The sequence below is a fragment of the Burkholderia orbicola genome (genome assembly GCF_900100915.1).
Classification (GTDB): domain Bacteria; phylum Pseudomonadota; class Gammaproteobacteria; order Burkholderiales; family Burkholderiaceae; genus Burkholderia; species Burkholderia orbicola.
Genome location: NZ_FNKW01000001.1, coordinates 892,457 through 917,685, shown reverse-complemented (window position 1 = coordinate 917,685; position 25,229 = coordinate 892,457). Strand labels below are relative to the sequence as shown.

At 63.1% G+C, this 25,229-nt stretch carries 22 protein-coding genes; 21 read left to right on the top strand and 1 reads right to left on the bottom strand.

From position 1 onward, the window contains the following. The first annotated feature begins 10 nt into the window (after positions 1-10). The 6 genes from BLS50_RS04375 to BLS50_RS04350 all read left to right on the top strand — a co-directional run bounded on the left by BLS50_RS04375 (position 11) and on the right by BLS50_RS04350 (position 4,867). Entirely contained in the window at positions 11-589 is a 579-nt protein-coding gene (locus tag BLS50_RS04375; protein WP_011544736.1) for a YqgE/AlgH family protein, read from the top strand. Further along, positions 586-1,035 (top strand): Holliday junction resolvase RuvX, encoded by a 450-nt coding sequence (gene ruvX, locus BLS50_RS04370; protein ID WP_006476737.1) that lies wholly within the window; start codon positions 586-588, stop codon positions 1,033-1,035. Before BLS50_RS04375 ends, ruvX begins: the two co-directional genes overlap by 4 nt. Beyond that, complete coding sequence (pyrR, locus tag BLS50_RS04365; protein ID WP_074801028.1) at positions 1,022-1,546, top strand: bifunctional pyr operon transcriptional regulator/uracil phosphoribosyltransferase PyrR; 525 nt, start codon at positions 1,022-1,024, stop codon at positions 1,544-1,546. Before ruvX ends, pyrR begins: the two co-directional genes overlap by 14 nt. A 73-nt stretch (positions 1,547-1,619) precedes the next feature. After that, positions 1,620-2,651, top strand: coding sequence for an aspartate carbamoyltransferase catalytic subunit (locus BLS50_RS04360; protein WP_006476735.1), 1,032 nt, complete (start codon positions 1,620-1,622; stop codon positions 2,649-2,651). A gap of 61 nt (positions 2,652-2,712) precedes the next feature. Further along, positions 2,713-3,990, top strand: coding sequence for a dihydroorotase (locus BLS50_RS04355; protein WP_074801025.1), 1,278 nt, complete (start codon positions 2,713-2,715; stop codon positions 3,988-3,990). Between the two features lie 19 nt (positions 3,991-4,009). After that, positions 4,010-4,867 carry a lysophospholipid acyltransferase family protein gene (locus BLS50_RS04350; RefSeq protein ID WP_074801021.1) on the top strand — a complete coding sequence of 286 codons (858 nt, stop codon included), beginning with the start codon at positions 4,010-4,012 and terminating at the stop codon, positions 4,865-4,867. 37 nt (positions 4,868-4,904) lie between these two features. Here BLS50_RS04350 and BLS50_RS04345 read toward each other — a convergent pair whose 3' ends face one another. Further along, complete coding sequence (locus tag BLS50_RS04345; protein WP_074801018.1) at positions 4,905-5,744, bottom strand: symmetrical bis(5'-nucleosyl)-tetraphosphatase; 840 nt, start codon at positions 5,742-5,744, stop codon at positions 4,905-4,907. A gap of 343 nt (positions 5,745-6,087) precedes the next feature. On the opposite strand from BLS50_RS04345, the gene rfbB reads away from it, so the two are divergent. From rfbB to BLS50_RS04275, 15 genes are all read left to right on the top strand, one after another. After that, entirely contained in the window at positions 6,088-7,149 is a 1,062-nt protein-coding gene (gene rfbB, locus BLS50_RS04340; protein WP_069232268.1) for a dTDP-glucose 4,6-dehydratase, read from the top strand. An 11-nt stretch (positions 7,150-7,160) separates the two neighbouring features. Then, the gene (gene rfbA, locus BLS50_RS04335) at positions 7,161-8,054 is read left to right on the top strand and encodes a glucose-1-phosphate thymidylyltransferase RfbA (protein ID WP_011694186.1); all 894 of its coding nucleotides are present in this window, start codon (positions 7,161-7,163) and stop codon (positions 8,052-8,054) included. Next, positions 8,039-8,590 carry a dTDP-4-dehydrorhamnose 3,5-epimerase gene (gene rfbC / locus BLS50_RS04330; RefSeq protein WP_074801016.1) on the top strand — a complete coding sequence of 184 codons (552 nt, stop codon included), beginning with the start codon at positions 8,039-8,041 and terminating at the stop codon, positions 8,588-8,590. Before rfbA ends, rfbC begins: the two co-directional genes overlap by 16 nt. Then, a complete protein-coding gene (gene rfbD, locus BLS50_RS04325; protein ID WP_043886842.1) occupies positions 8,583-9,482 on the top strand; it encodes a dTDP-4-dehydrorhamnose reductase in 900 nt (299 codons plus the stop codon). The genes rfbC and rfbD overlap by 8 nt, the downstream gene beginning before the upstream one ends. A gap of 1 nt (position 9,483) precedes the next feature. Further along, positions 9,484-10,383: a glycosyltransferase family 2 protein gene (locus BLS50_RS04320; RefSeq protein ID WP_074801014.1), complete on the top strand. Its 900-nt coding sequence runs from the start codon at positions 9,484-9,486 to the stop codon at positions 10,381-10,383. Between the two features lie 43 nt (positions 10,384-10,426). After that, a complete protein-coding gene (locus BLS50_RS04315; protein ID WP_011544746.1) occupies positions 10,427-11,209 on the top strand; it encodes an ABC transporter permease in 783 nt (260 codons plus the stop codon). A gap of 10 nt (positions 11,210-11,219) precedes the next feature. Then, positions 11,220-11,972 (top strand): ABC transporter ATP-binding protein, encoded by a 753-nt coding sequence (locus tag BLS50_RS04310; protein WP_011544747.1) that lies wholly within the window; start codon positions 11,220-11,222, stop codon positions 11,970-11,972. 42 nt (positions 11,973-12,014) lie between these two features. Then, the gene (locus tag BLS50_RS04305) at positions 12,015-13,892 is read left to right on the top strand and encodes a glycosyltransferase family 2 protein (RefSeq protein ID WP_074801011.1); all 1,878 of its coding nucleotides are present in this window, start codon (positions 12,015-12,017) and stop codon (positions 13,890-13,892) included. Positions 13,893-13,990: 98 nt separating this feature from the next. Continuing rightward, entirely contained in the window at positions 13,991-15,433 is a 1,443-nt protein-coding gene (locus BLS50_RS04300) for a mannose-1-phosphate guanylyltransferase/mannose-6-phosphate isomerase (protein WP_074801008.1), read from the top strand. A 110-nt stretch (positions 15,434-15,543) separates the two neighbouring features. Continuing rightward, positions 15,544-16,578: a GDP-mannose 4,6-dehydratase gene (gene gmd / locus BLS50_RS04295; protein ID WP_027807965.1), complete on the top strand. Its 1,035-nt coding sequence runs from the start codon at positions 15,544-15,546 to the stop codon at positions 16,576-16,578. Between the two features lie 4 nt (positions 16,579-16,582). After that, a complete protein-coding gene (locus BLS50_RS04290; RefSeq protein WP_074801004.1) occupies positions 16,583-17,473 on the top strand; it encodes an NAD-dependent epimerase/dehydratase family protein in 891 nt (296 codons plus the stop codon). Continuing rightward, positions 17,470-17,607, top strand: a complete 138-nt coding sequence (locus BLS50_RS35860; RefSeq protein WP_023475272.1) for a hypothetical protein — start codon at positions 17,470-17,472, stop codon at positions 17,605-17,607. The genes BLS50_RS04290 and BLS50_RS35860 overlap by 4 nt, the downstream gene beginning before the upstream one ends. Before the next feature lie 6 nt (positions 17,608-17,613). Continuing rightward, a complete protein-coding gene (locus tag BLS50_RS04285) occupies positions 17,614-22,548 on the top strand; it encodes an FkbM family methyltransferase (RefSeq protein ID WP_074801001.1) in 4,935 nt (1,644 codons plus the stop codon). Between the two features lie 869 nt (positions 22,549-23,417). Next, on the top strand, positions 23,418-24,263 hold the full coding sequence (locus tag BLS50_RS04280) for a glycosyltransferase family 2 protein (protein WP_069232274.1): 846 nt from the start codon (positions 23,418-23,420) through the stop codon (positions 24,261-24,263). After that, positions 24,260-25,225, top strand: a complete 966-nt coding sequence (locus tag BLS50_RS04275) for a UDP-glucose 4-epimerase family protein (RefSeq protein WP_074800997.1) — start codon at positions 24,260-24,262, stop codon at positions 25,223-25,225. The genes BLS50_RS04280 and BLS50_RS04275 overlap by 4 nt, the downstream gene beginning before the upstream one ends. The last annotated feature ends 4 nt before the right edge of the window (positions 25,226-25,229 follow it).

The following is a 25,229-nucleotide window of genomic DNA, read 5'->3' as shown; positions in this document are numbered from 1 at the left end:
AATTCAAACCATGTCAAAGCCTTCCGATCGCATCAATCTCACCAACCAGTTCCTGATCGCCATGCCGAACATGGCCGATCCGACGTTCTCGGGAACGGTGGTCTATCTTTGCGATCACAGCGAGCGCGGTGCGCTCGGCCTCGTCATCAATCGTCCGACCGACATCGATCTCGAATCGCTGTTCAACCGCATCGACCTGAAGCTCGACATCGAGCCGCTGCTGCACATTCCGGTGTACTTCGGCGGTCCGGTCCAGACCGAGCGCGGCTTCGTGCTGCACGAGCCGGTCGAGGGCGCGAGCTACAACTCGTCGATGTCCGTCGACGGCGGGCTCGAGATGACGACGTCGAAGGACGTGCTCGAGGCGGTCGCAACGGGCACCGGCCCGAAGCGCTTCCTGCTCACGCTCGGCCATGCAGGCTGGGGCGCCGGGCAGCTCGAGGAAGAAATTGCCCGCAACGGCTGGCTGACCGTCGCCGCCGATCCGCGCATCGTGTTCGACACGCCGGCCGAAGAGCGCTTCGAAGCCGCGCTCGGCCTGCTCGGCGTCAGTTCGTCGATGCTGTCCGGCGAGGCAGGGCACGCATGAGTGGCGCGAGCGCGCGCGATGCGACGCTCCTGGCGTTCGACTACGGCGAAAAACGGATCGGCGTCGCGATTGGCAACGCGCTGACGCGCTCGGCCCGTGCGCTCGTCGTGATCCAGAACCTGAACCGCGAGCACCGCTTCAAGGCGGTCGGCGATCTGCTGGCCGAATGGCGGCCGGATGCGCTCGTCGTGGGCCTGCCGATGCATCCGGACGGCACGCCGCACGACATGACGCAGCAGGCGAAGCGTTTCGGCAACCAGCTGAACGGCCGCTTCGGGCTGCCCGTCACGTGGGTCGACGAGCGCTATTCGTCGGTCGAGGCGGAAGCCGGGCTGCGCGAGCGCAACGTGCGCGGCCGCGCTCGCACCGACATGCTCGATGCCGAAGCCGCGCGCGTCATTCTTCAACAGTATCTCGATCAATTGTCCGACCATGAGCACCATTGACGCCGAGGCGCTTTACCGCGTCCTGCTCGACCAGATCCGCGCCGCGTACGGCACGGCGTTCACCGAACCGGGCGGCCCGCGGCTCGCCGGCATTTACAGCGGCGGTGCGTGGCTCGCCGAGCGCCTCGCGCGCGATCTCGGCGCACCGGCGTTCGGCGTCGTCAACGTCGCGCTGCACCGCGACGATTACGCGAAGAAAGGGCTGCACAGCCAGGCCAGCCCGACGTCGCTGCCGTTCGAGATCGACGGCGCGCGCATCGTGCTCGTCGACGACGTGCTGTACACCGGGCGCACCGTGCGCGCGGCGCTCAACGAGCTGTTCGACTACGGCCGTCCGGCCGCGGTCGAGCTCGCGGTGCTCGCCGATCGCAGCGGCCGCGAGCTGCCGGTCGCCGCGCGCTTCGCGGGCGGCACGCTCGACGTGCCGGCCGACGCGACGCTCGTGCTCGCGCGCGACGATGGGCGATTCACGCTGCGTATCGAGGCCCAGAGCGAGTCGCACGGCGCCTGAACGACACGCGAACCGTATCCCGGGCCGCTGGTTTGCACCGCGGCCCGTTTGCATAGTTGGAATCACGCACACCATGACCACCGACACCACTGGCCGCACCGGCAATCCCGCGGCGGCCGCGAGCCCCGACCGGTTTCGCTACGGTTTCCTGAAGGGCAACCCGCAGCTCACGAAAAATGGCGAGTTGAAGCACCTGCTGTCGATCGAGGGCCTGCCGCGCTCGATCGTCAATCACATCCTCGATACCGCCGAGCAGTTCGTCAGCGTGACGGACCGTGAAGTGAAGAAGGTGCCGCTGCTGCGCGGCAAGTCCGTGTTCAACCTGTTCTTCGAGAACTCGACGCGCACCCGCACGACCTTCGAGATTGCCGCGACGCGCCTGTCGGCCGACGTGCTGAACCTGAACATCAACGCGTCGTCGACGAGCAAGGGCGAATCGCTGCTCGACACGATCAACAACCTGTCGGCGATGCATGCCGACCTGTTCGTCGTGCGCCACGCGTCGAGTGGCGCGCCGTACCTGATCGCCGAGCACTGCGCGCCGCACGTGCACGTGATCAACGCCGGCGACGGCCGTCATGCGCACCCGACGCAGGGCCTGCTCGACATGTACACGATCCGTCACTACAAGCGCGACTTCACGAAGCTGCGCGTGGCGATCGTCGGCGACATCCTGCATTCGCGCGTCGCGCGCTCCGACATCCACGCGCTCACCACGCTCGGCGTGCCGGAAGTGCGTGCGATCGGCCCGCGCACGCTGCTGCCGGGCGGTCTCGAGCAGATGGGCGTGAAGGTGTTCCACAACCTCGACGAGGGGCTGAAGGGCGTCGACGTGATCATCATGCTGCGTCTGCAGAACGAACGGATGAGCGGCGCGCTGCTGCCGTCCGCGCAGGAGTACTTCAAGACGTGGGGCCTGACGCCCGAGCGCCTCGCGCTCGCCGCGCCCGACGCGATCGTGATGCATCCGGGGCCGATGAACCGCGGCGTCGAGATCGATTCGCAGGTCGCCGACGGTCCGCAATCGGTGATCCTCAACCAGGTCACGTTCGGCATCGCCGTGCGGATGGCGGTGATGGGCATCGTCGCCGGCAACAGCGACTGAGCCCGCTTTCGCGCCTCCTCGTTCAGGCATTCAACGCAATCAACGCATTCACAGACAGCGCATGAAGATTCATATCAAAGGCGGCACGCTGATCGACCCGGTCGCCGGCACCGAAGGGCAGGCCGACGTATTCGTCGCGGACGGCAAGATCGCCGCGCTGAGCAGCGCGCCCGCCGGTTTCAACGCGGACCAGACGATCGACGCGTCGGGCCTGATCGTCGCGCCCGGCCTCGTCGACCTGTGCGCGCGGCTGCGCGAGCCGGGCTACGAACACAAGGCGACGCTCGCGTCCGAGATGGCCGCGGCCGTCGCGGGCGGCGTCACGACCCTCGTGTGCCCGCCGGACACCGATCCCGTGCTCGACGAGCCGGGCCTCGTCGAAATGCTCAAGTTCCGCGCACGCAATCTGCACCAGGCCAACGTGCATCCCCTTGGCGCGCTGACGGTCGGCCTCAAGGGCGAGGTGATCACCGAGATGGTCGCGCTGACCGAATCCGGCTGCGTCGGCTTCACGCACGCCAACGTGCCGGTGCGCGACACGCAGGTGCTGCTGCGCGCGCTGCAGTACGCGAGCACCTATGGCTACACGACGTGGCTGCGTCCGCTCGACGCGTTCATCGGCCGCGGCGGCGTGGCCGCGAGCGGCGCGCTCGCGTCGCGGCTTGGGCTGTCGGGCGTGCCGGTCGCGGCCGAGACGATCGCACTCCACACGATTTTCGAGCTGATGCGCGTGACGGGCGCACGCGTGCACCTCGCGCGGCTGTCGTCGGCGGCCGGGCTCGCGCTCGTGCGTGAAGCGAAGGCCGAGGGGCTGCCCGTGACCTGCGACGTCGGCGTGAACCACGTCCACCTGATCGACGTCGACATCGGCTACTTCGACTCGCAGTTCCGGCTCGATCCGCCGCTGCGCAGCGAGCGCGATCGCGAAGCGATTCGCGTGGCGCTCGCCGACGGCACGATCGACGCGATCTGCTCGGATCACACGCCGGTCGACGACGACGAGAAGCTGCTGCCGTTCGGTGAAGCGACGCCGGGCGCGACGGGGCTCGAACTGCTGCTGTCGCTGACGCTGAAGTGGGCGGACGAGACGCGCACGCCGCTCGCGCAGGCGCTGCGCCGCATCACGTCCGCGCCGGCGGACGTGCTGCAACTGCCGGCGGGGCGCCTCGCCGAAGGCGGCGCGGCCGACCTGTGCGTGTTCGATCCGCGTGCGCACTGGCGCGTCGAGCCGCGTGCGCTGAAGAGCCAGGGCCACAACTCGCCGTTCCTCGGCTACGAACTGCCGGCCGCCGTGCGTACCACGCTCGTGGCCGGACGGGTCGCATTCGAGCGCCACTGAACCACGCGGAACCTTCGCCATGATCGCCTTTCGCAAGCTGCGTCTCGCCTTTCACCTGTTGCGCGGCATGGTGATCGTCGCGCTGCGTTTTTCGCACGTCACGCCCGCGCGCCGCGCCGAGCTGATACGCCGCTGGTCGCTCAAGCTGCTGCGAATCTGCGGGATGCGCCTCGTCGTCCACAACGACGGCGCGCGGCTCGACGCGAGCGCGCTCGTCGTGGGCAACCACGTGTCGTGGCTCGATATCTATGCGGTCAACGCGTGGCGGCCGACGCCGTTCGTGTCGAAGGCCGAGGTGCGGCAGTGGCCGGTCGTCGGCTGGCTCGCCGAGAAGCTCGACACCGTGTTCCTGCAGCGCGAGAAGCGTACCGAGGCGATGCGGATCATGCACGAGATGGCCGAGCGCCTGCGCACCGGCGGGCTGATGTGCGTGTTTCCGGAAGGGACGACGTCCGACGGTCAGGAACTGCTGCCGTTCCATGCGAACCTGTTCCAGGCCGCAGTATCGGCCGGCTGCGCGGTGCAGCCGATCTGCCTGATGTACGAGGACGCGCACGGGCGGCAGTCGGTCGCACCGGCCTACACGGGCGATCTGTCGCTCGGCATGTCGCTCGACATGGTGTTGCGCGGCGGCCCGCTCGTCGCGCATCTGTACGTATGCGAACCGATCGCGCCGGGCGGTGACCGGCGGGCGACGTCCGCGGCGGCGCGCGACGCGATCGCGGCCGCACTGGCGACGCTGCAGGAGAAAGTCGGCAAGCCGACGGCCGAGTCGCTCGCCGAGCTGCAGAAGCATGCGTATCCGGCGACCGAGCTCGGCGCCGATGCGGCGGGCGACGCGGCAGCCGATGCGCCGGTGCCGGGGCGCGAGGGCTGACGCGCGGCCGGCCGGGGGCGGGCGAATCAGCGTGCCGTCATTCGCCGCCCGGCGAACGGCACGCTTCGCACTGCACCTGCGTGACCGTGCGCTGCGCCGGATCGGCCGCGAGCCGCACGGCCGACAACTGATTTCCCCATACGCAACCTGAATCGAGCGCGACGAGGTTGTCGCGCAACATCAGGCCGAGCGCGGCCCAGTGCCCGAACACGACCGTCACGTCCTCGGTGCGGCGCCCCGGCACGTCGAACCACGGCAGGTAGCCGGGCGGCGCGCTGTCGGGGCCGCCATTTGCCTTGAACTCCATTGCGCCGTCGGGCGTGCAGAAGCGCAGGCGCGTGAACGCGTTGAATGCGACGCGCATCCGGTCGCGTTTTTTCAGGTTCGGCGCCCATTGATTCGGCTCGTTGCCGTACAGGCCTTGCAGCGTGTCGCGCCAGTCGGGGGCACGCAGCGCGCGCTGCAGTTCGTCCGCGAGTTCGAGCGCGAGTGTGGCGTCCCATTGCGGCAGCACGCCGGCGTGCACGAGCAGCTTTCCGTTTTCGACATGCACGAACGGGCGGTGGCGGACCCAGTCGAGCAGCGCGTCGGCGTCGGGCGCGTCGAGAATCTCGCCAATCGTGTCGCCCGGACGCTCGGTGCGCAGCCCGGCGGAGACCGCGAGCAGATGGAGATCGTGATTGCCGAGCACGACGGTCGCGCGCGGGCCGAGATCGACGACCGCGCGCAGCGCGGCGAGGGAGCCGGGGCCGCGGTTGACGACGTCGCCGGCGATCCAGAGGGGCGTGTCGGTGGGCGGTGCGAGCCTGTCGAGTAGCGAGTGGAAAGCGGAATGACAGCCTTGGATGTCGCCGATGGCGATGGGAGGGGAAGTCATGGGGCAGGGGATTTCGCGAGTATCGAGAACACGGGAAAAATTATCCAGTCACTGCAGTGTTGCGCAATTTATGTTCCGCAACCGTGCGTTGATTTGGCAAGAAATTTCAAGCCCGGAAAGGGTTCGAAGCGCTGTATCAAGTTGTTAACGGCATGGCTTTTGCAGGGGGCGGCTCCCTATAATTGTCGCTTTCCCCAACAAAATTAGCATTTCATGACTTTGGAGGCCATGTCGACCGGTTAAAATTCCCGGTCTGACGTGGCAATCACAAGCTACTAGCATTTGCGAATCTGATGTGGCAGGCGCCTGATGGCGTCTGCCGCACGTTATTTGAGGGAGCCTCATGATCCTGGTTACGGGCGGCGCGGGTTTTATCGGTGCCAATTTTGTACTCGACTGGCTGCGCGCATCCGACGAAGCCGTGCTCAACGTCGACAAGCTGACGTATGCAGGGAACCTGCGTACGCTGCAGTCGTTGGACGGAAACCCGAAGCACGTGTTTGCGCGCGTCGACATCTGCGACCGTGACGCGCTGGACGCCCTCCTGGCCGAGCACAAGCCCCGCGCGGTGCTGCACTTCGCCGCGGAAAGCCACGTCGATCGCTCGATCCACGGTCCTGCGGACTTCGTGCAGACCAACGTCGTCGGCACGTTCACGCTGCTCGAGGCTACCCGCCAGTATTGGAGCGGTCTGAACGACGCCGACAAGGCCGCGTTCCGTTTCCTGCACGTGTCGACCGACGAGGTGTTCGGTTCGCTGTCGGCCACCGACCCGCAATTCTCGGAGACGACGCCGTACGCGCCGAACAGCCCGTATTCCGCGACGAAGGCGGGTTCCGACCACCTGGTGCGCGCGTATCACCATACGTATGGCCTGCCGGTGCTGACGACGAACTGTTCGAACAACTACGGCCCGTACCAGTTCCCGGAAAAGCTGATCCCGCTGATGATCGCGAACGCGCTCGCGGGCAAGCCGCTGCCGGTGTATGGCGACGGCCAGAACGTGCGCGACTGGCTGTACGTCGGCGACCACTGCAGCGCGATCCGCGAAGTGCTCGCGCGCGGCGTACCGGGCGAGACGTACAACGTCGGCGGCTGGAACGAGAAGAAGAACCTCGAAGTCGTGCATACGCTGTGCGACCTGCTCGACAAGGCGCGCCCGAAGGCAGCGGGTTCGTACCGTGACCAGATCACCTATGTGACCGACCGGCCCGGCCACGATCGCCGCTACGCGATCGATGCGCGCAAGCTCGAACGCGAACTTGGCTGGAAGCCCGCGGAAACGTTCGAGACCGGCCTGGCAAAGACGGTCGACTGGTATCTCGACAACCAGGTGTGGGCCGATGAGGTCGCATCGGGCGAGTACCGCAAGTGGGTCGAGACGAACTACGCGAAACGCACTTGAGGAGAGAAGCGATGGCACGTAAGGGCATCATTCTCGCCGGCGGTTCCGGCACCCGGCTGTATCCGATCACGCACGTCGTATCGAAGCAGCTGCTGCCGGTGTACGACAAGCCGATGATCTACTACCCGCTGTCGACGTTGATGATCGCGGGCATTCGCGACGTGTTGATCATCTCGACGCCGCAGGACACGCCGCGCTTCGAGTCGATGCTCGGCGACGGCAGCCAGTGGGGGATGAACATCCAGTACGCGGTGCAGCCGTCGCCCGACGGTCTCGCACAGGCGTTCATCATCGGCAAGGAGTTCGTCGGCAACGATCCGTCGGCGCTGATCCTCGGCGACAACATCTTCTACGGTCACGATCTGGCGAAGCAGCTCGAGCGCGCGCATGCGCAGGAAACGGGCGCGACCGTGTTCGCGTATCACGTGCACGACCCGGAACGTTACGGCGTCGTCGAATTCGACAAGTCGTTCCGCGCGTTGTCGATCGAGGAGAAGCCCGCGAAGCCGCGTTCGAACTACGCGGTGACGGGCCTGTACTTCTACGACAACCAGGTGTGCGACATCGCGGCCGACATCAAGCCGTCGCCGCGCGGCGAGCTCGAAATCACCGACGTCAACTCGCGCTATCTCGACAGCGGCGCGCTGAACGTCGAGATCATGGGGCGTGGCTATGCGTGGCTCGACACCGGCACGCACGATTCGCTGATCGAGGCGGCCAGTTTCATCGCGACGCTGCAGAAGCGGCAAGGTCTCGTGGTCGCCTGTCCGGAAGAGATCGCGTATCGCCGCAACTGGATCGACGCGGAACAAGTGCTGAAGCTTGCCCAGCCGCTCGCGAAGAACGCATACGGTCAGTACCTGAAGAACATTCTTACGGATCAAGTCGCATGGCCATCCAAGTAACGGCAACGGAGCTGCCCGAAGTCAAGATCATCGAGCCGAAGGTGTTCGGCGACGCGCGCGGGTTCTTCTACGAAAGCTTCAACGGGAAGGAATTCGCCGAGCAGGTCGCACCCGGCGTCGAATTCGTGCAGGACAACCATTCGCGCTCGTCGAAGGGCGTGCTGCGCGGCCTGCACTATCAGATCCAGCACGCGCAGGGCAAGCTCGTTCGCGTGGTCGAGGGCGAAGTGTTCGACGTCGCCGTCGACATTCGCAAGGATTCGCCCAACTTCGGCAAGTGGGTGGGTGTGGTGCTGTCGAACGACAACCATCGGCAACTGTGGGTGCCGCCCGGTTTCGCGCACGGGTTCGTCGTGCTGTCGGAGGCCGCGCAGTTCCTTTACAAGACGACCGACTACTGGTTCCCCGAACACGAGCGCAGCATCGTGTGGAACGACCCGGAGATCGGGATCGAGTGGCCGATCGATTTCGAGCCGCTGCTGGCGGCGAAGGATGCGGCCGGCAAGCGTTTGAGCGAAGCCGAAGTTTATGCGTGAGGTGGGTGTGACTCCTGAGCCGACGATTCTCGTGACGGGTGTGAATGGCCAGGTCGGGTTCGAACTGCTGCGCTCGCTGCAAGGGCTCGGCCGCGTGGTCGCATGCGACCGCTCGATGCTCGACCTGTCCGACCTCGATCGGGTGCGCAGTGTCGTGCGCGAGTTGAAGCCGTCGATCATCGTGAACCCGGCCGCGTACACGGCCGTCGACAAGGCCGAGACGGACGTCGACGCCGCGCGCCGGCTGAATGCCGAAGTCCCGCGTGCTTTCGCAGAGGAGGCGGCGCGCCTCGGTGCAGCGCTGGTTCATTACTCGACCGACTATGTGTTCGACGGCACCAAAGAGGGTGCCTATGTCGAAACGGACGCGACCAACCCGCAGAACGTCTACGGGCTGACCAAGCTGGAGGGCGAGCAGGCCATCGCGGCGACAGGTTGCGCACACTTGATCCTGCGGACGAGCTGGGTGTACGGCCGCCGCGGCAAGAACTTCCTGCTGACGATGCTGAAGCTCGGGAGCGAGCGTCCTGAGTTGCGTGTCGTCGCGGATCAGGTTGGCGCGCCGACATGGTCGAAGACGATCGCCACCGCCACCGCGCACATCGTCGCGCAGGCATTGGCGGCCGATGACGCGGACTGGTGGGCGCAGCGTTCCGGCGTCTATCACTTCACGTCCGCGGGCGCCACGTCGTGGCACGGGTTTGCCGAGGCAATCTTCGCCCAGGCGATGGGCGAGCATGCGCCGAAGGTGTTGCCGATTCCGGCGAGCGACTACCCGGTTCCCGCCAAGCGCCCGTCCAATTCGCGACTGTCGCACGACAAGCTGACCGAAGCATTCGGGTTGCGGTTGCCGGACTGGGCCGATGCGCTGAAGCTGTGCCTGAGTGAGTAACTTGAATCAGAATTCCGCGGTTCAGGAGCAGACCGGTGTCGTGATCGTGTTCTACCGGCCGGATAGCGGTTGCGTAGCCCGTGCGAACCGGCTCGCCAAAGTATGGCCATGCGTGGTGGTGGATAACACGGAGAGCATCAGTGCGCCGGAAGCGCTCGGGCTCGACGCGCGTATCGACTATGTCGCGAACGGCGCCAATCTTGGCATCGCGACGGCGCTCAACCAGGGCATCGAACGGCTGGCCGCGGCGAACTGTACGTCGGTATTGCTGTTCGATCAGGATAGCGAGCCGTCAGACGAATTGCTGGTCGAACTGCCTCGGACAATGGCGGCCGAGCGCATGCGTAATCGTCGCGTGGCGCTTGTCGGCCCCGCGTACGAGGATGCGCGATTGGGCGGCGTCGCACCGTTCGTCCGCTTCGGGTACGTGAAGTTGCGCCGGGTTCAGCCGGACGGTGTGCAACCGGTCGAGGTCGACTTTCTGATTACGTCGGGATCGTGCGTGAATCTCGCTGTATGGCGCGACATCGGCCCGATGGACGATTCGCTGTTCATCGACTTCGTCGATCTGGAATGGTGTGTCCGCGCGCGCTCGAAGGGGTATTCGGTGCTCGGCGCGCCGGCGTTGCGGTTGAAGCACGAACTGGGCGGCGAGCCGGTGAGGGTGTTCGGGCGGAGCTACCCGGGGCACAGCGCGGTTCGGCACTACTATCTGTTCCGCAACGCGATCGCGCTGTTCCGGCGTTCCTACGTACCCTGGAGCTGGAAGTCGACCGAACTGGTCAAGATGCCGGTCCGGCTTGCGATCTACGCGTTGTTCATGCAGCCTCGAATGGCGCACCTGCGGCTCTCATTGCTCGGCATCTGGCACGGACTGACCGGTCGTACCGGTGCGCTCTGATGTACCGGCCCATTTTTCAATCTCATTCAACTAGAAAGCTTGCATGCTGACTCTTTCACTTGCTGATCTCAAACAGAGCATTGCCTCGTGGCGGTTATGGACGCTGCTCGGCTGGCTCGAAATCCGGCAGCGCTATGCTCGCTCGAGTGTCGGACCGTTCTGGCTCACGATCAGCATGGGCGTGATGATTACGTCGCTCGGCGTGGTCTACGGTACGTTGTTCGGACAAAAGATGAACGAATATCTGCCGTTCCTCGCATCGAGCATCGTGCTGTGGGGGCTTTTTTCGCAGACGATCCAGGAGGGAAGCATCGCGTATATCAGCAGCGGCGCCTACATACGCCAGGTGCCCACACCGAAGCTGATCTACATTCTGCAAGTCGTATGGCGGAACCTGATCGTGCTGGCACACAACTTCGTGATTGTTATCGGTCTTCTGATGATCTTCGGCGTCAAAAGCTGGGAGACGCTGCCGATGTTCATTCCGGGGCTGCTTCTGTATGTGCTGAATGCAATGTGGATCGCCATGCTGACAAGCCTGTTGTCCGCACGATTCCGCGACCTTCCGCAGATCATTGGCGCGCTGCTTCAAGTCGCATTCTATGTAACACCCATCATCTTCCGTCCAGACGCGCTGAATCGCTTTTCGTTCATCGTCGAATGGAATCCGCTTGCTTACCTGATCGATGTCGTTCGCGGCCCGCTGATCGGACAAATGCCGAGCGCGCTGACGTGGGGAGTGACCATCGGCATGGCGGTCATTGGATGGCCGATCGCACTGCTCATGACCGGTCGTTATCTGAAACGTCTTCCGTACTGGGTCTGAAGGGGGCGACATGGCACACATTGAACTGAAGAACGTGACGCTGGATTTGCCGATCTACGACGTCCAGGGCCGCTCGCTGAAGAAACAGGTGCTTCGCATGGGGCGACGCAACCGGATCGCGGAGGGCAACGACGGCGTCATCGTCGTACGGGCGCTCGACGATCTGAGTTTTCGCTTCGATCGAGGCGATCGCGTGGGGCTCATTGGTCACAACGGCGCGGGAAAGTCGACGCTGCTGCGCGCGATGGCCGGCATTTATCCTCCGACAGCCGGCTCGCTGTCACGAGTGGGCAAGGCCGTGCCGCTGCTCGACATCAGCCTCGGCATGGACGAGAACTCGACCGGTATGCAGAACATCCGGTTGCGCGGCCTGCTGCTCGGCATGACTGACGCGGAGATTCGCAAAAAGCAGAACGATATCGCTGAGTTCAGCGAATTGGGCGACTACCTCGATCTGCCGATCCGTACCTATTCGAGCGGCATGAAGATGCGGCTTGCATTCGCCGTTTCCACGGCGGTCGACGCCGAGATCCTGCTGCTCGATGAAGTGATGGGCGTGGGCGATGCGTCGTTCATGCACAAGGCCGAGGCGCGTCTCGAGGAACTGCACGACCGCGCCGAGATCGTTGTGCTCGCGATGCACTCGAACAAGGAGATCCGCAAGGTGTGCAACAAGGCGCTGTGGATGGAGCGCGGGCGTGTGCGCGCTTTCGGGGAAGTCGACGACGTCGTGTCGCAATATGCTGCTTCGGTGGGGGAGTGATGGTTGTGAAGTCGAACGCCGGTATGGCTGGGTGCTGAACCGATGAAGTTGCGCAAAGCACGCTCGTTCGTGAACCGGGTGGCGGGTGACGGTGGATTGCGACTGGTCGTGCGCAAGGCTTACGGTATCTTCCGCAGGGAAGGATTTGCCGGCATCAGAAGCCGGATCGCATGGTTGCGCGCGGGCGCGCCGGGTGTCATCGATCCGGTTCTCTATGCAGAATGGGTTCGCCGTTACGATCAGGTTGACGACGCAACGCGCGCGGCCATTCGCGAGCGTATCGCCGATTTCGCGAATCCGCCGCTGATTTCAGTGGTGATGCCCGTCTACAATCCCGATCCCGCTTGGCTGGCGGAAGCGATCGAGTCCATCCGCGGACAACTTTATCCGCATTGGGAACTCTGCATTGCCGACGACGTGTCGACGAATCCGGCCATCCGCCCGCTGCTCGAAGGTTACGCCTCCCAGGACCCGCGGATCAAGGTCGCGTTCCGGCAGAAGAACGGCCATATTTCTGCCGCATCGAATACTGCGCTCGAACTCGTGACGGGCACGTGGGTCGCGCTGTTCGATCACGACGACCTGTTGCCGGAGCAGGCGCTTTATTGCGTCGCGGATGTGATCGAGCGCGATCCGTCGATTCGAATGATCTATTCTGATGAAGACAAGATCGATGGCTCGGGCAAGCGCCGTGAACCGTACTTCAAGTGCGACTGGAACCCCGATCTGTTCCTTTCACAGAACATGTTCAGTCATCTGGGTGTGTTTCAAAAAGCGCTGCTCGACGAAGTCGGCGGTTTCCGCGAGGGGTATGAGGGGTCCCAGGACTACGATCTGGCCCTTCGCTGTGTCGAGCGTGCGGGCGCGGCTGCAATTCATCACATTCCACGGGTGCTGTATCACTGGCGGGTCCATGCTGAAAGCACCTCGTCGGGGACCGACGCCAAGCCCTACGCGGTAGTGGCCGGTGAGCGGGCGCTCAACGACCACTTCGAGCGAACGGGTGTCCGCGGTGTGGCGGAGTACGCAGGAAACGGCTACCGTGCGCGGTATGCGTTGCCGGATCCGGCGCCGCTCGTCAGCCTGATCATCCCGACCCGAAACGGGCTGAACCTGATTCGGCAGTGCATCACGAGCATTGTTGGCAAGACGACGTACGCACGCTACGAAATCGTCATCGTCGACAACGGCTCGGATGATCCGGACACACTGAATTACCTCGCGTCGCTCGAGAACGACGTGCGTTTCCGGATATTGCGCGACGATCGGCCGTTCAATTTCGCGGCGTTGTGCAATGCGGCCGTCGAGGTGGCGAGCGGCGAGGTCGTCGGACTGGTCAACAACGATATCGAGGTGATTTCTCCCGATTGGTTGACGGAAATGGTCAGTATTGCATTGCAACCGGGCGTCGGCGCGGTGGGCGCGAAACTGCTCTATCCGAACGACACCGTCCAGCATGCCGGCGTGGTGCTGGGGCTTGGCGGCGTGGCGGGACATGTACACAAACACATTCCTCGCGGATCGTTCGGGTACTTCGGTCGCGCCAGCCTGATCGGCGCCTTCTCCGCAGTGACCGCTGCATGCATGATCGTGCGCAAGGCTGCCTATCGCGAAGTGGCTGGAATGAACGAACGGGATCTGGGTGTCGCGTTCAACGATATCGACTTCTGTCTTCGCTTATTGAAGGCCGGCTATCGCAATGTCTGGACGCCGTATGCGGAGCTGTATCACCATGAGTCGGCGACGCGTGGTTACGAGGACGATCCTGTCAAACAGGCTCGATTCGACGGCGAGACCGAGTACATGCAAAAGCACTGGGGAGAGCTGCTGCGGAGTGATTCCTCATACAGTCCAAATCTGACGTTGAACGAAGAGGATATCGGTCTGGCCTGGCCGTCACGGGTGGGCGCGCTCGTCTGAGCGCGTGCCCGGCGATGCAGGCCGGATGCCGCCGGAATTAATGAGTGGTACTGATCCGGCGGTTGGAAAAATAGAAGGTATATCGTAACGGAGTTGACGTGAACATCTTCCCTGTAGTTCTGTGCGGCGGTAGCGGCACCCGTCTTTGGCCGTTGTCCCGGGGCGGTTATCCCAAGCAGTACCTCAAGCTGGCCGGAGAACACACGCTGGTTCAGCAGACCGTGCTGCGTCTGCAGGGCGTGCCCGGCGTCGAAGCGCCGATCATGATCACGAATGCGGAACAACGCTTCATCGTGGCCGATCAGTTGCGCAGCATCGACGTGACAGCGTCCGCGGTCGTTCTGGAGCCGGTAGGGCGCAATACGGCGCCCGCGGTCGCGGCGGCGGCGTTGCTTGCGATGGAGCAGTCGCCGGACGCGTTGCTGCTCGTGTTGCCGTCCGACCACGTGATCCTGAGCGATGCGATTTTTGCGAAGCTGGCGGACACGGCGCGCGATATCGCAAACGACGGGCATCTCGTCACGTTCGGTATCGAGCCGACCAAGCCGCACACCGGCTACGGCTACATCCGCAGCGGGAGCGCACTGGCATCGCGTGACGACGCGTTCCGTGTCGATGCATTCGTCGAGAAACCGGATGCGGAAACGGCGGCGCGCTTCGTATCGGAAGGCGGTTATTACTGGAACAGTGGCATGTTCATGCTGAAGGCGTCGGTGTATCTCGACGAACTCAAGCGATTCGAGCCAGCCGTGCTCGAGCAGGTCACGCTGTCGGTCAAGCAGGCAAAGCGCGACGAGGATTTCGTCCGACTTGACGCTGATGCATTCCAGGAATGCCCGAACATCTCGATCGACTATGCGGTGATGGAGAAAACCGACCATGCGGTGATGGTCGCGGCCGCAGGTCTGAACTGGAGCGATATCGGCTCATGGGCCGCGCTCGCGGATATTTCGGATACCGACGATACGGGCAATACGCTGTCGGGCGACGTCCTGACTGACGATGTTTCCGATAGTTATATCCGGGCCGATCATCGAATGGTCACGGCCATCGGCGTCAAGGATCTGATCATCGTCGAAACGGCGGACGCGGTCCTCGTCACGCATCGCGACCAGTCCGAGCGTGTGAAGAAGATCGTCGAGCGTCTCAGCGCGTCGGGGCGACACGAGTCGGTGACGCACCGGAAGGTCATCCGGCCGTGGGGTTCGTACGAGAGTATCGATCAGGGTGAACGCTTTCAGGTCAAGCGCATCATCGTCAACCCGGGCTCGTCGCTCAGCCTTCAGATGCACCATCATCGGGCTGAACACTGGATCGTTGTCCGCGGTACCGCGCGCGTCTTCAACGGCGACCAGGTCATTTTGCTGAGCGAGAATCAGTCGACCTATATTCCGCTGGGCGTGACGCATCGCTTGCAGAACCCGGGGAAGATTCCGCTCGAACTGATCGAGGTTCAATCGGGCTCGTATCTCGGTGAAGACGACATCGTGCGTCTCGACGACAACTACGGGCGCGATGTCGTCGCGGCGAAGGGCAATTAACCACGATTGGAATCCGGCCTGGATTCATGTCGCATCGGCCGCTCTCATGGCGTGACCACGATCGACGATTCTGGCCGGAGCTTCAACATGCTGAACAAACTGGAAAGAACATGACTGTTGCAATCATCACTGGCATTACCGGGCAAGACGGCGCGTATCTTGCGGAGCTGCTTCTCGAGAAGGGCTACACCGTCTACGGCACCTATCGGCGCACCAGCTCGGTGAACTTCTGGCGAATCGACGAGCTCGGCGTCAGCAATCATCCTGATCTTCACCTCGTCGAATACGACCTGACCGATCTTGGCGCAAGCATTCGCCTGCTTCAGACGACGCAAGCGACCGAGGTCTACAACCTGGCGGCCCAAAGTTTCGTCGGCGTGTCGTTCGATCAGCCGGCAACCACCGCCGAGATTACCGGTATCGGCGCGCTCAACCTGCTCGAGGCGATTCGCACGGTCAATCCTGCGATCCGCTTTTACCAGGCCAGCACGTCGGAAATGTTCGGCAAGGTACAGGCCGTACCGCAGGTTGAAAGCACGCCTTTCTATCCGCGCAGTCCGTACGGCGTCGCAAAGCTTTACGCGCACTGGATGACGATCAACTATCGCGAGAGCTACAACATCTTCGGCTGCAGCGGCATCCTGTTCAACCACGAATCGCCGCTGCGCGGTCGCGAATTCGTGACGCGGAAGATTACGGACAGCCTGGCGAAGATCCGTCTCGGCAAGCTCGACGTGCTGGAACTCGGCAACCTCGACGCCAAGCGTGACTGGGGCTATGCGAAGGAGTACGTCGAAGGCATGTGGCGCATGCTGCAGGCGGAACGCCCCGATACCTACGTGCTTGCGACGAACCGGACCGAGACGGTGCGGGATTTCGTGTCGATGGCAGCCCAGGCGGCAGGCATCGAACTCGCGTGGCAAGGTGCGGGCGAAAACGAGACGGGCGTCGATACCCGAACCGGCAAGGCCGTGGTCAAGGTCAGCCCGAAATTTTACCGGCCCGCCGAAGTCGATCTGCTCATCGGCAACCCCGAGAAGGCGAGCAAGGAACTCGGCTGGGTGCCGAAGACGACGCTCGAGCAGCTTTGCCAGATGATGGTCGAGGCGGACATTCGTCGCAACGAAGCAGGCTTCTCGTTCTAAGGCCATGGCAAAAGTTTTCGTCACGGGCCTGGACGGATTTACCGGCCGCTATATGGCGGAGGAGTTGATCCGCTCGGGGCACGAAGTTTGCGGGATCGTTCACAAGCCGGTTGCCGCTGCGCCGTGGCGAACGCACGTTTGCGATCTGCTTGATACCGACGCGCTGGTTCGCGTGCTGTCCGACGAAAAGCCGGATGCCGTCGTGCATCTGGCGGCCATTGCGTTCGTTCAGCACGGCGATGTCGGCGCGATCTATCAGACCAACGTGGTCGGGACGCGCAATCTGCTTGATGCGCTGACGCGCGCTGCGTGTCAGCCGCGAGCCGTGTTGTTGGCAAGCAGTGCGAACGTCTATGGCAATTCCGATCGGGAAATCATCGACGAATCCACTGCGCCGGCGCCCGCAAACGATTACGCAATCAGCAAGCTGGCGATGGAAATGGTCGCGCGCATGTGGCAGGACAAACTTCCGATCGTCATCGTGCGGCCGTTCAATTACACGGGCGTCGGTCAGGACGAGCGATTCCTGCTGCCCAAGATCGTTCGACATTTCAGCGCGCGCGCGGAGCGCATCGAGTTGGGCAATCTGAATGTCGTGCGAGATTTCTCGGATGTGCGCATGGTGGTCGCCGCGTATCGGAAGTTGATCGAAGCCGACTTCGCAGGACGCACGTTCAACGTCTGCTCAGGTATCGGGTATTCGCTTCAGGACGTCTTGGCGACGGTGCGGGAACTATCCGGGCATGAACTCGAGGTGGCGGTGAATCCGCAATTCGTGCGCGCGAACGAGGTCCACAAGCTCGTCGGAAATTGCCGGGCGCTTGAACACGCGATCGGTTCGACTCACGCGATACCGCTTCGCAATACGCTTGCATGGATGCTCGAACGTCCATGAGCGAACTGATCGTTGACGGCGTGTTCGGCGCGGCCGGCATGCACGGCACGGTCATGGCCAGAAATGCAGGAAATCGGGGCGGCGCCGATGTTTTCGTCGATGCCGACTCGAATTTTCATAGCTCAGGTAAGTGAAAATTTATGCCTCTTGTTTCCTACGCGCAAAATCTCGAAGACGTCATGCTGCATCGCGCGCTGCAGCATGTGATGGCCGGCTTTTACATCGATGTCGGCGCATGGTCTCCCGACGAGCATTCGGTGACTCGGGCATTCAGTGAGATGGGGTGGAGCGGCATCAATGTCGAACCCAATCCGGTCTACTTTGCCGAGCTCGAAAACCGGCGTCCTCGCGACATCAATCTCCGGGTCGCGGTGGGTGAAAGCACGGGTACGAGCCGGATCCATTTGTTTCAAGACACCGGCTTGTCCACGCTTGACGGCAAGATCGCCGACGGACATGTCGCGGCCGGGTGGAGCGAGAACGTTCAGGATGTTGTCCTGACGACCCTCGACAACATCTGGCGAGAGCACGTCAGTGCAGGGCGAGAGGTGCATTTTCTGAAAGTCGATGTCGAAGGGGCCGAGCGCGCGGTGCTGGCCGGCAACGACTGGAAACGCAACCGACCGTGGATCGTCGTGGTGGAGGCAACGCTGCCGCTGACGCAGAAGGAATCCCATGAGGAGTGGGAGAGCATCCTTCTGGACGCGAACTACGTGCATGTCTATTCGGATGGCCTCAATCGCTTCTATGTCGCCGGCGAGCGATCCGAGCTCATCGATGCGTTCAAGTATCCGCCCAACGTTTTTGACGATTTCGTGTCCGCGAGGACGGCTGAGTTGGCTGCGCAGGTCGAGAGCTTGTCCGCTCGGCTGGCGGACGCGGAGCAACGGGAGCGCGATGCCGTAGAGCTCGTGCGGCGGACGGAGGTGCAAAAAGTACTTGAAGAGCACGAGGCAAAGCACCAGGAGCTTGAGCGCCTGAACAAGGAGTTGATGCGCCAGGTAGAGGTGATGGAAAGCCGGCGGGCGGAGGTGGAGCATGACCACAAGCGTCGCCACAAGGACGCGGAGAACCAGATCGCTGAATTGCGTTCGGCGCTGTCTGGCCGGGACGTGATGGCACAGCAAGCCAGTCACCGTGCCGAATTGGTCGAGCAGCAGTATCAGGCCGTTACGCAATCGATGTTCTGGCGCGCGACATCACCGGCACGCCGGATCGGGGCGATGATGCCTCCCGCTGCGCGGGGGCGCGCACGTCAGGCAGCCAAGGCTGCATGGTGGCTGGCTACGCCGTGGCGGATGCCGGCGCGGCTCGAATTCCTGCGGCAGCGTCGCGCAACCCTGCTTCGCGAGCAGCAAGCCGCGAGCGCTCAGGTCGAGGTCCTGCAAGACGTCGGCGTTCCCGGTGCAGGGTCGTCGGGTCGGTATGCGGACTGGATTCGCACGGTCGAAACCCGGTCGAGCCCTGATGTCCGGATCAAGGTCGACGGGCCGCTCGTGAGCTTTTTGCTTGCCGATGTCGAATCGATCGAGAGCGTCTCGAGAACGGTCGGTTCGATTCGCGCGCAATCGTATCGAAACTGGGAAGCCATCGTTGTTCACTCTGGCTCCGATGCGGCGATACTGAAACTCGTCGAAGAGTGGACGAGCGCTGATTCGCGCGTGATTGCTGTTACCGCGCCTGGCGTGGCGACAGGGCGGCCGGCGAACCTTGCCATGGGCTTCGATCACGCCAAGGGCATGTTCGTCGCGGTTCTCGACAGTGGGGATATTCTGGCGCCGGGTGCGCTGAGCGACGTTGTTTCCGTACTCGCGAAGTCGCCGCGGGCAGACATCGTCTACGGCGACGAGGATGTGCAGTCGGCGTCGCAAACCCGCGAGCGACCGTATTTCAAACCATCCTGGTCACCTGATCTTCTCTACGCGTTCAACTATTTCGGACGGTTGACGTTGCTTCGCCGCGCGTTGGTGACGCAGGCGGGAGGGGTGGACATCACTGCCGCGACGGCCGTCGAATGGGATCTCAACCTGCGCGTCAGCGATCATGCGCAGAACATCATTCGTGTCCCGAAGGTACTATGCCATCGCAAGCCCGGGGCGAGCCAGGAGCGGCCTGCACCCGGCACGAATGAGGCCGGTGATCATCGCGCGGTCATTCAACGATATTGGGAGCGTCACGGCGTCAGCAGCGTTGTGACCGTTGAAACCCAACCGAACGGCACCCAGCATGCCACGTGGCAGATCGAGCGGGCGCCGCTGGTTTCGATCGTCATTCCCACCAAGAACAAGCCGGAGCTGCTCCGGATGTGCCTGGAGGGCCTGCTGCATGCAACCGACTATCCGAACAAGGAAGTCGTCATCGTCGATACGGGATCGGATGATCCCGAGACGCTCGCATACTACGAGCAGCTGAAATCCGAACCGCAGGTTCGAATCGTTCATTTCCGGAACAAGTTCAATTATTCGGCCGCGTGCAACTTCGGTGCGGTGAGAGCGCGCGGCGAGTTTCTGCTGTTCCTGAACAACGACATCGAGATCATCAAGAGCGACTGGCTGCAGGAACTCGTCCGATTTGCGATGCGTCCGGGCGTAGGTGTCGTGGGTACGAAGCTGATCTATCCGTCGCTGGAGTTGCAGCATGCAGGCGTGTCGATCGGCATCCATCTCGCCGCATTGATGTACCGGAGCGGCGGTGGTATCGAATGGGATGTATTCGGCTCCCCGGATCATCCGCGAAACTGGCTTGCGATCATGGGCGCCTGCCAGATGGTGCGCAGGGATGCCTTCGAAGAGGTTGGCGGGTTTGACGAATCGTATCTGATCGCGATGAGCGACGTAGCGCTGTGCATGCGGATCTGGCGTGCCGGCTATCGTACGGCCTATACGCCGTATGCCTGTCTCGTGCATCACGAAGGGGCGACGAGAGGGAACAGCAATCCGGTCGAGGATATCCGGCGCCTGGCCGACGACATCCGTCATTTGGGCATTGACGAGGACCCGTATCTTCACCCCGAACTGGACGGGCAATGCGCCATTCCGGCTCTGCGTTTGCAGGGAGGCGTCGGCGTTCGTGCGGAACTCGACCGACAGCTTCGAGAAACCGGTTCGCTTCCGTTGTCGGCGAGGGAGCTTCGTCTCGACGACGAAGGCATTTGCATGGAAGTCGCAGGATTGGCGCGAGACGAAGTTGTATGGCCCCCGCAGCCGGTCCACAAGGTCTCCGATATCTGGAGCGCCGCGCGCTGGTGTCTGGATCTGTTGCGGCGCCGGGCCGATCTTCGCGTGCGGTTCCCGCAGGCACTTTCGGCTGGACGTAACGGCGCGTTCGCACAATGGCTGCTCACGGGCGGCGGGCGCGACCTCGGCCTGACGGAGGCCGGCGTCGCGGCGATCGGCCAATTGTTCGAACAGGATTTTGGTGCGCCGGCACGACAGATCTTCATGTTCCGCCAGGATGTCCGTGCACTCATGCCGCACGGGTTGACGCCAGCCGGGCAAGCGGATCTGTTCGAATGGTTCATCCAGCATGGGCGTGTCGAAGCGGACCTGCAACTCGAGCAAATCTGGTGGCTCTTCTGGCAAGCATCGGAAGCGCCGGCTCGTGAGCTCGTGGAAGCCTATCGCTTTACACCGGCATGGCAACGACTCCATCCGGACGGGTTGACGATTTTCGGACGTGCCGCATTTGCCGCCTGGTTTGCCGCAACATACCGGGTCCACGAGTCGTGGGGCGTGCCGGAAACCTGGCCGATCGACTTGTCGCCTGCCGAGCAGATTCGAACGGCATACAACGCCCGTGAAGACTGGCGCGATCGTTTCCCGTCGGTGTTGCGTAACGCGGCCGAGGCGCGTGCGCTGGTCGAATGGTTGCGAACGGACGAAGCCGCGTTGCCGCACGACGTCCGTTCGTGGTGCGAATCACTGGAGATCGATGCGGTGGCCGCTTCGCTGGCGAAGCCCGGCGTCAACGTGATCGCGCACTTCTGTTACCCGTCGGGTCTGCGCGTCTCGGCGGAGGCGTTGGTGAAGGGAATGCGCGAGATCGAGATGCAGACATCCTTGCGCGACATTCGTACCGATCAGAGAGATGATCCGCATCACGTCGATTTCTCCGGTACGGAAGATTTCGACGTTACGATCATTCACACGCAGCCGGAACCGTTCTTTGACGATGTATACGGGCGATCCGATTTGCTCGAGCGTGCGCAGCGAACCTACCGGATCGCATACTGGTACTGGGAATTCGATTCAATACCGGACAGCTGGCTCGAGCAAGCCGCACGTGTCGATGAGGTCTGGACTGCGACCGAGTTCGTTGCCAAGGGGTTGCGCGAACGGTTGACCATTCCGGTGAGGACGATTTTCCCGGGGGTACAGCTTGGCCAGTATCAGCGTCGGGACCGAGCCTACTTCGGACTGGACGACGGCGAATATACGTTCCTGTTTACGTTCCACATGATGAGCATCATGGAGCGCAAAAACCCGATGGGGTTGATTCGCGCATTCAGCAAGGCATTCGGGCCGGACGATCCGGTCTGTCTGGTGCTGAAGACTTCATTCGGTGATCGTCATCCGGCCCAGATCAAGGAATTGCGGCTAGCGGCCGAGATGTCGGGGGTGAAGATCAAGATCATCGATCAGGTGTATTCGCCGGACGAGGTACTGTCGCTCATGGATGCGTGCGACGCGTACGTGTCTTTGCATCGAAGCGAGGGATTGGGGCTCACGATGGCGGAAGCCATGCTGATGGGGAAGCCCGTCATTGCGACGAACTACTCGGGCAACGTGGACTTCATGGATGACAGCAACAGCCTTCTCGTACCTTACGATCTCGTGAAACTGGGGCGGCCAATTCCTCCGTACGACGCGAATCTCCACTGGGCGGAACCGTCGGTGGATGAGGCGGCGAAAGCGATGCGCAAGGTGTTCGAGAATCAGGAATGGGCGCGTGAACTCGGTGCACGTGCGCGCGAGAGCGCGCGCGTCAATCTGTCGCTGACCACGGCCGGTCACCATGCGGCGGATCGTATCAATGAAATCCTCGGCGTAATGTCCGGGAAGCCCGGCAGTCGGTGACCGGTTGCCGCATAGTGGCGGCGTCGATCCCGGTCGGGCATCGACGCCGTAACCTGATCCGAAGTTACGCGACGGCACGTCTGGACGGCGGCGCGTCCGGCAGTACGTCCGGTGAGCCGTCGTTTGAGGGTTCGCAACGACGCCGTGATCCGCTAACTCGTCGACGACAGCATTTCCGCGTTCAACGTACGCATGCCGACAACGTCCGATTCCCGCGTAGCAATCGCCGAGCGGGCTGCAGACCGCTCGGTTTCGGCTTCATCCGGCCAGTTGTGGGCGTCGGTACGATCGACGTTTGCCGTGTGCTGCCCGTCGGACAATACATCCCGCTTGTGTTCCGATACGCGGACTGAAGCGTTGAGCGTAGCGACTGCCGAGTTCACCGGGTTCGAACGGCAGTCGAGTTGGCATTCGTTTCTCAACAGGGGCGAGACGTCGGTGAGATAGGGACGGGCGCGCCGGACCGCATGGTCGAGCGTCGCGTTATCGGACGGAAGCCTGTTCCGGATGGTCTCATCGAGCGCAGAGAACAGTTCTCGGACTCGCCGACGAGAGGCGCGAAGCGAGTCGAGATCCCGACGGGTAAACCTCGTATGGCGAAGACCGCAGCGAGGGTGGTATGGCGTGCTCCACAAGGCGGCGTGTGTCGAGTGGTGCTCCCGACGACATCAAATGGCGTTCCGGAATTATCGGACAGCTTTTTATGCCGGCGACGACCGTGCTGACGTTAGAATTGCGCCGTTGGCACCGTGAAATGCATCGCAAGTTCGCCGGCCTGTCGAGCGAGGCTGCGGCGGCACCTGCGTTGCCGCAACCTGCCGGACTGTCTAACCTGCGCTTCATCTTGCAAGCGCATAGCCGAACTACGGATGAATGTAACAAGCCTGCAACCCAGTGATACCGAAGGATTGTCGGTTTCCATCGTCGTTTATCAGCCGGATATTGCTCAACTCGGCGAGACGCTGACTAGCTTGGGCGCAGCGTGCACGCGTCTGTGCACTGCCTCGTCGCCCGCTCCGGTCGAACTGTTCCTGGTTGACAACGGCGGGCTGGGCGACGTTGCTGCATTGATTGATGATCTCGATACGAAAGGTATTACCACCCGGATTCTGTCGGGCCACGGCAACGTTGGCTACGGACGGGGGCACAATCTCGCGATCGAATCGTCGACACGCCCGTTTCACCTGATCTTGAATCCTGACATCGATCTCGACGCAGACGCGCTCGTTGCCGCCCGTGCGTTTCTCGGTTCGCGTCCCGACGTCGGCGCGCTCACACCATGGATCGGCGACGACACAGGCGGGCAGCAGTATCTCTGCCGCCGTTACCCGGCGGTGCTCGATCTGCTCGTGCGCGGCTTCCTGCCGGCGCGGTTTCGGGCAGCTTTTGCGAAGCGCCTCGCCCGCTACGAAATGCGCGACGTCATCAACGACCGCGAGGTCGTCTGGGATCCCCCCATCGTCAGCGGCTGCTTCATGCTGTTCCGCACCGAAGTCCTGAAGAAACTCGGCGGCTTCGATCCACGCTATTTCCTGTACTTCGAGGACTACGACCTGAGCCTGCGCACGCATGAGATTGCCCGCGTCGCGTATGTTCCGTCGGTGCGCGTCATCCATCACGGTGGGGGGGCGTCGCGCAAGGGCTTCGCGCACATCCGCATGTTCGCCGCGTCGGCCTTCAAGTTCTACAACCGCTTTGGCTGGAGGCTCTGGTGAGTCACCTCGTCGTCACCGGCGCGAACGGCTTCGTCGGCCGCGCGGTCTGTCGTCGTGCGCTGGATGCCGGACATACGGTGACCGCGTTGGTGCGGCGTCCGGGCGGCTGCATCGAGGGCGTGCGCGAATGGGTGCACGACACCGCCGATTTCGCGGGTCTGGATGAAGCGTGGCCAACCGACCTGACCGCCGATTGCGTGATCCATCTCGCCGCTCGCGTGCATGTCATGCGCGACGAGTCCCCCGATCCCGACGCTGCGTTCGATGCCACCAACGTCGCCGGCACGCTGCGTCTCGCCGACGCCGCGCGCCATCACGGCGTGCGCCGCATCGTGTTCGCGAGCAGCATCAAGGCGGTCGGAGAGGGCGACGGCGGAATACCGCTGTCGGAAGCGTTCGAACCCGACCCGCAGGATGCATACGGCCGTTCGAAGCTGCGGGCGGAACGGCAGCTCGCGCAGTTCGGCGCATCCGTGGGGCTCGATGTCGTCGTCGTTCGTCCGCCGCTCGTCTATGGCCCCGCCGTCCGTGCCAACTTCCTGCGGATGATGGACGCGGTCGCGCGCGGGATGCCGTTGCCGCTCGGCGCGGTTTCGGCGCGCCGCAGCATCGTCTACGTCGACAATCTCGCCGACGCGCTGCTGCGCTGCGCAATCGACCCGCGCGCGGCCGGCGAATGCTTTCATGTCGCCGACGACGACGCCCCGACGGTCGCGGGCCTGCTGCGCCTCGTCGGCGACGCGCTCGGCAAGCCGGCGAGGCTGATCGCTGTGCCGCCGGGGCTGTTGCGTGTGCTCGGAAAGCTGACCGGTCGCAGTGCGGCTATCGACCGCCTGACGGGCAGTCTGCAACTCGATACCGGTCGGATCAGGCGCGTGCTCGACTGGCAGCCGCCCTATACGACCCGCCAGGGCCTCGAAGCGACCGCCGCATGGTATCGTTCGCGCGATACACGAAAATAAAAGC

What these genes read in the sequence shown, in the direction of transcription:
- BLS50_RS04375 (WP_011544736.1), top strand. Translation starts at nt 11, where the DNA reads ATGTCAAAGCCTTCCGATCGCATCAATCTCACCAACCAGTTCCTGATC.
- ruvX (WP_006476737.1), top strand. Translation starts at nt 586, where the DNA reads ATGAGTGGCGCGAGCGCGCGCGATGCGACGCTCCTGGCGTTCGACTAC.
- pyrR (WP_074801028.1), top strand. Translation starts at nt 1,022, where the DNA reads ATGAGCACCATTGACGCCGAGGCGCTTTACCGCGTCCTGCTCGACCAG.
- BLS50_RS04360 (WP_006476735.1), top strand. Translation starts at nt 1,620, where the DNA reads ATGACCACCGACACCACTGGCCGCACCGGCAATCCCGCGGCGGCCGCG.
- BLS50_RS04355 (WP_074801025.1), top strand. Translation starts at nt 2,713, where the DNA reads ATGAAGATTCATATCAAAGGCGGCACGCTGATCGACCCGGTCGCCGGC.
- BLS50_RS04350 (WP_074801021.1), top strand. Translation starts at nt 4,010, where the DNA reads ATGATCGCCTTTCGCAAGCTGCGTCTCGCCTTTCACCTGTTGCGCGGC.
- BLS50_RS04345 (WP_074801018.1), bottom strand. Translation starts at nt 5,744, where the DNA reads ATGACTTCCCCTCCCATCGCCATCGGCGACATCCAAGGCTGTCATTCC.
- rfbB (WP_069232268.1), top strand. Translation starts at nt 6,088, where the DNA reads ATGATCCTGGTTACGGGCGGCGCGGGTTTTATCGGTGCCAATTTTGTA.
- rfbA (WP_011694186.1), top strand. Translation starts at nt 7,161, where the DNA reads ATGGCACGTAAGGGCATCATTCTCGCCGGCGGTTCCGGCACCCGGCTG.
- rfbC (WP_074801016.1), top strand. Translation starts at nt 8,039, where the DNA reads ATGGCCATCCAAGTAACGGCAACGGAGCTGCCCGAAGTCAAGATCATC.
- rfbD (WP_043886842.1), top strand. Translation starts at nt 8,583, where the DNA reads ATGCGTGAGGTGGGTGTGACTCCTGAGCCGACGATTCTCGTGACGGGT.
- BLS50_RS04315 (WP_011544746.1), top strand. Translation starts at nt 10,427, where the DNA reads ATGCTGACTCTTTCACTTGCTGATCTCAAACAGAGCATTGCCTCGTGG.
- BLS50_RS04310 (WP_011544747.1), top strand. Translation starts at nt 11,220, where the DNA reads ATGGCACACATTGAACTGAAGAACGTGACGCTGGATTTGCCGATCTAC.
- BLS50_RS04305 (WP_074801011.1), top strand. Translation starts at nt 12,015, where the DNA reads ATGAAGTTGCGCAAAGCACGCTCGTTCGTGAACCGGGTGGCGGGTGAC.
- gmd (WP_027807965.1), top strand. Translation starts at nt 15,544, where the DNA reads ATGACTGTTGCAATCATCACTGGCATTACCGGGCAAGACGGCGCGTAT.
- BLS50_RS04290 (WP_074801004.1), top strand. Translation starts at nt 16,583, where the DNA reads ATGGCAAAAGTTTTCGTCACGGGCCTGGACGGATTTACCGGCCGCTAT.
- BLS50_RS35860 (WP_023475272.1), top strand. Translation starts at nt 17,470, where the DNA reads ATGAGCGAACTGATCGTTGACGGCGTGTTCGGCGCGGCCGGCATGCAC.
- BLS50_RS04285 (WP_074801001.1), top strand. Translation starts at nt 17,614, where the DNA reads ATGCCTCTTGTTTCCTACGCGCAAAATCTCGAAGACGTCATGCTGCAT.
- BLS50_RS04280 (WP_069232274.1), top strand. Translation starts at nt 23,418, where the DNA reads ATGAATGTAACAAGCCTGCAACCCAGTGATACCGAAGGATTGTCGGTT.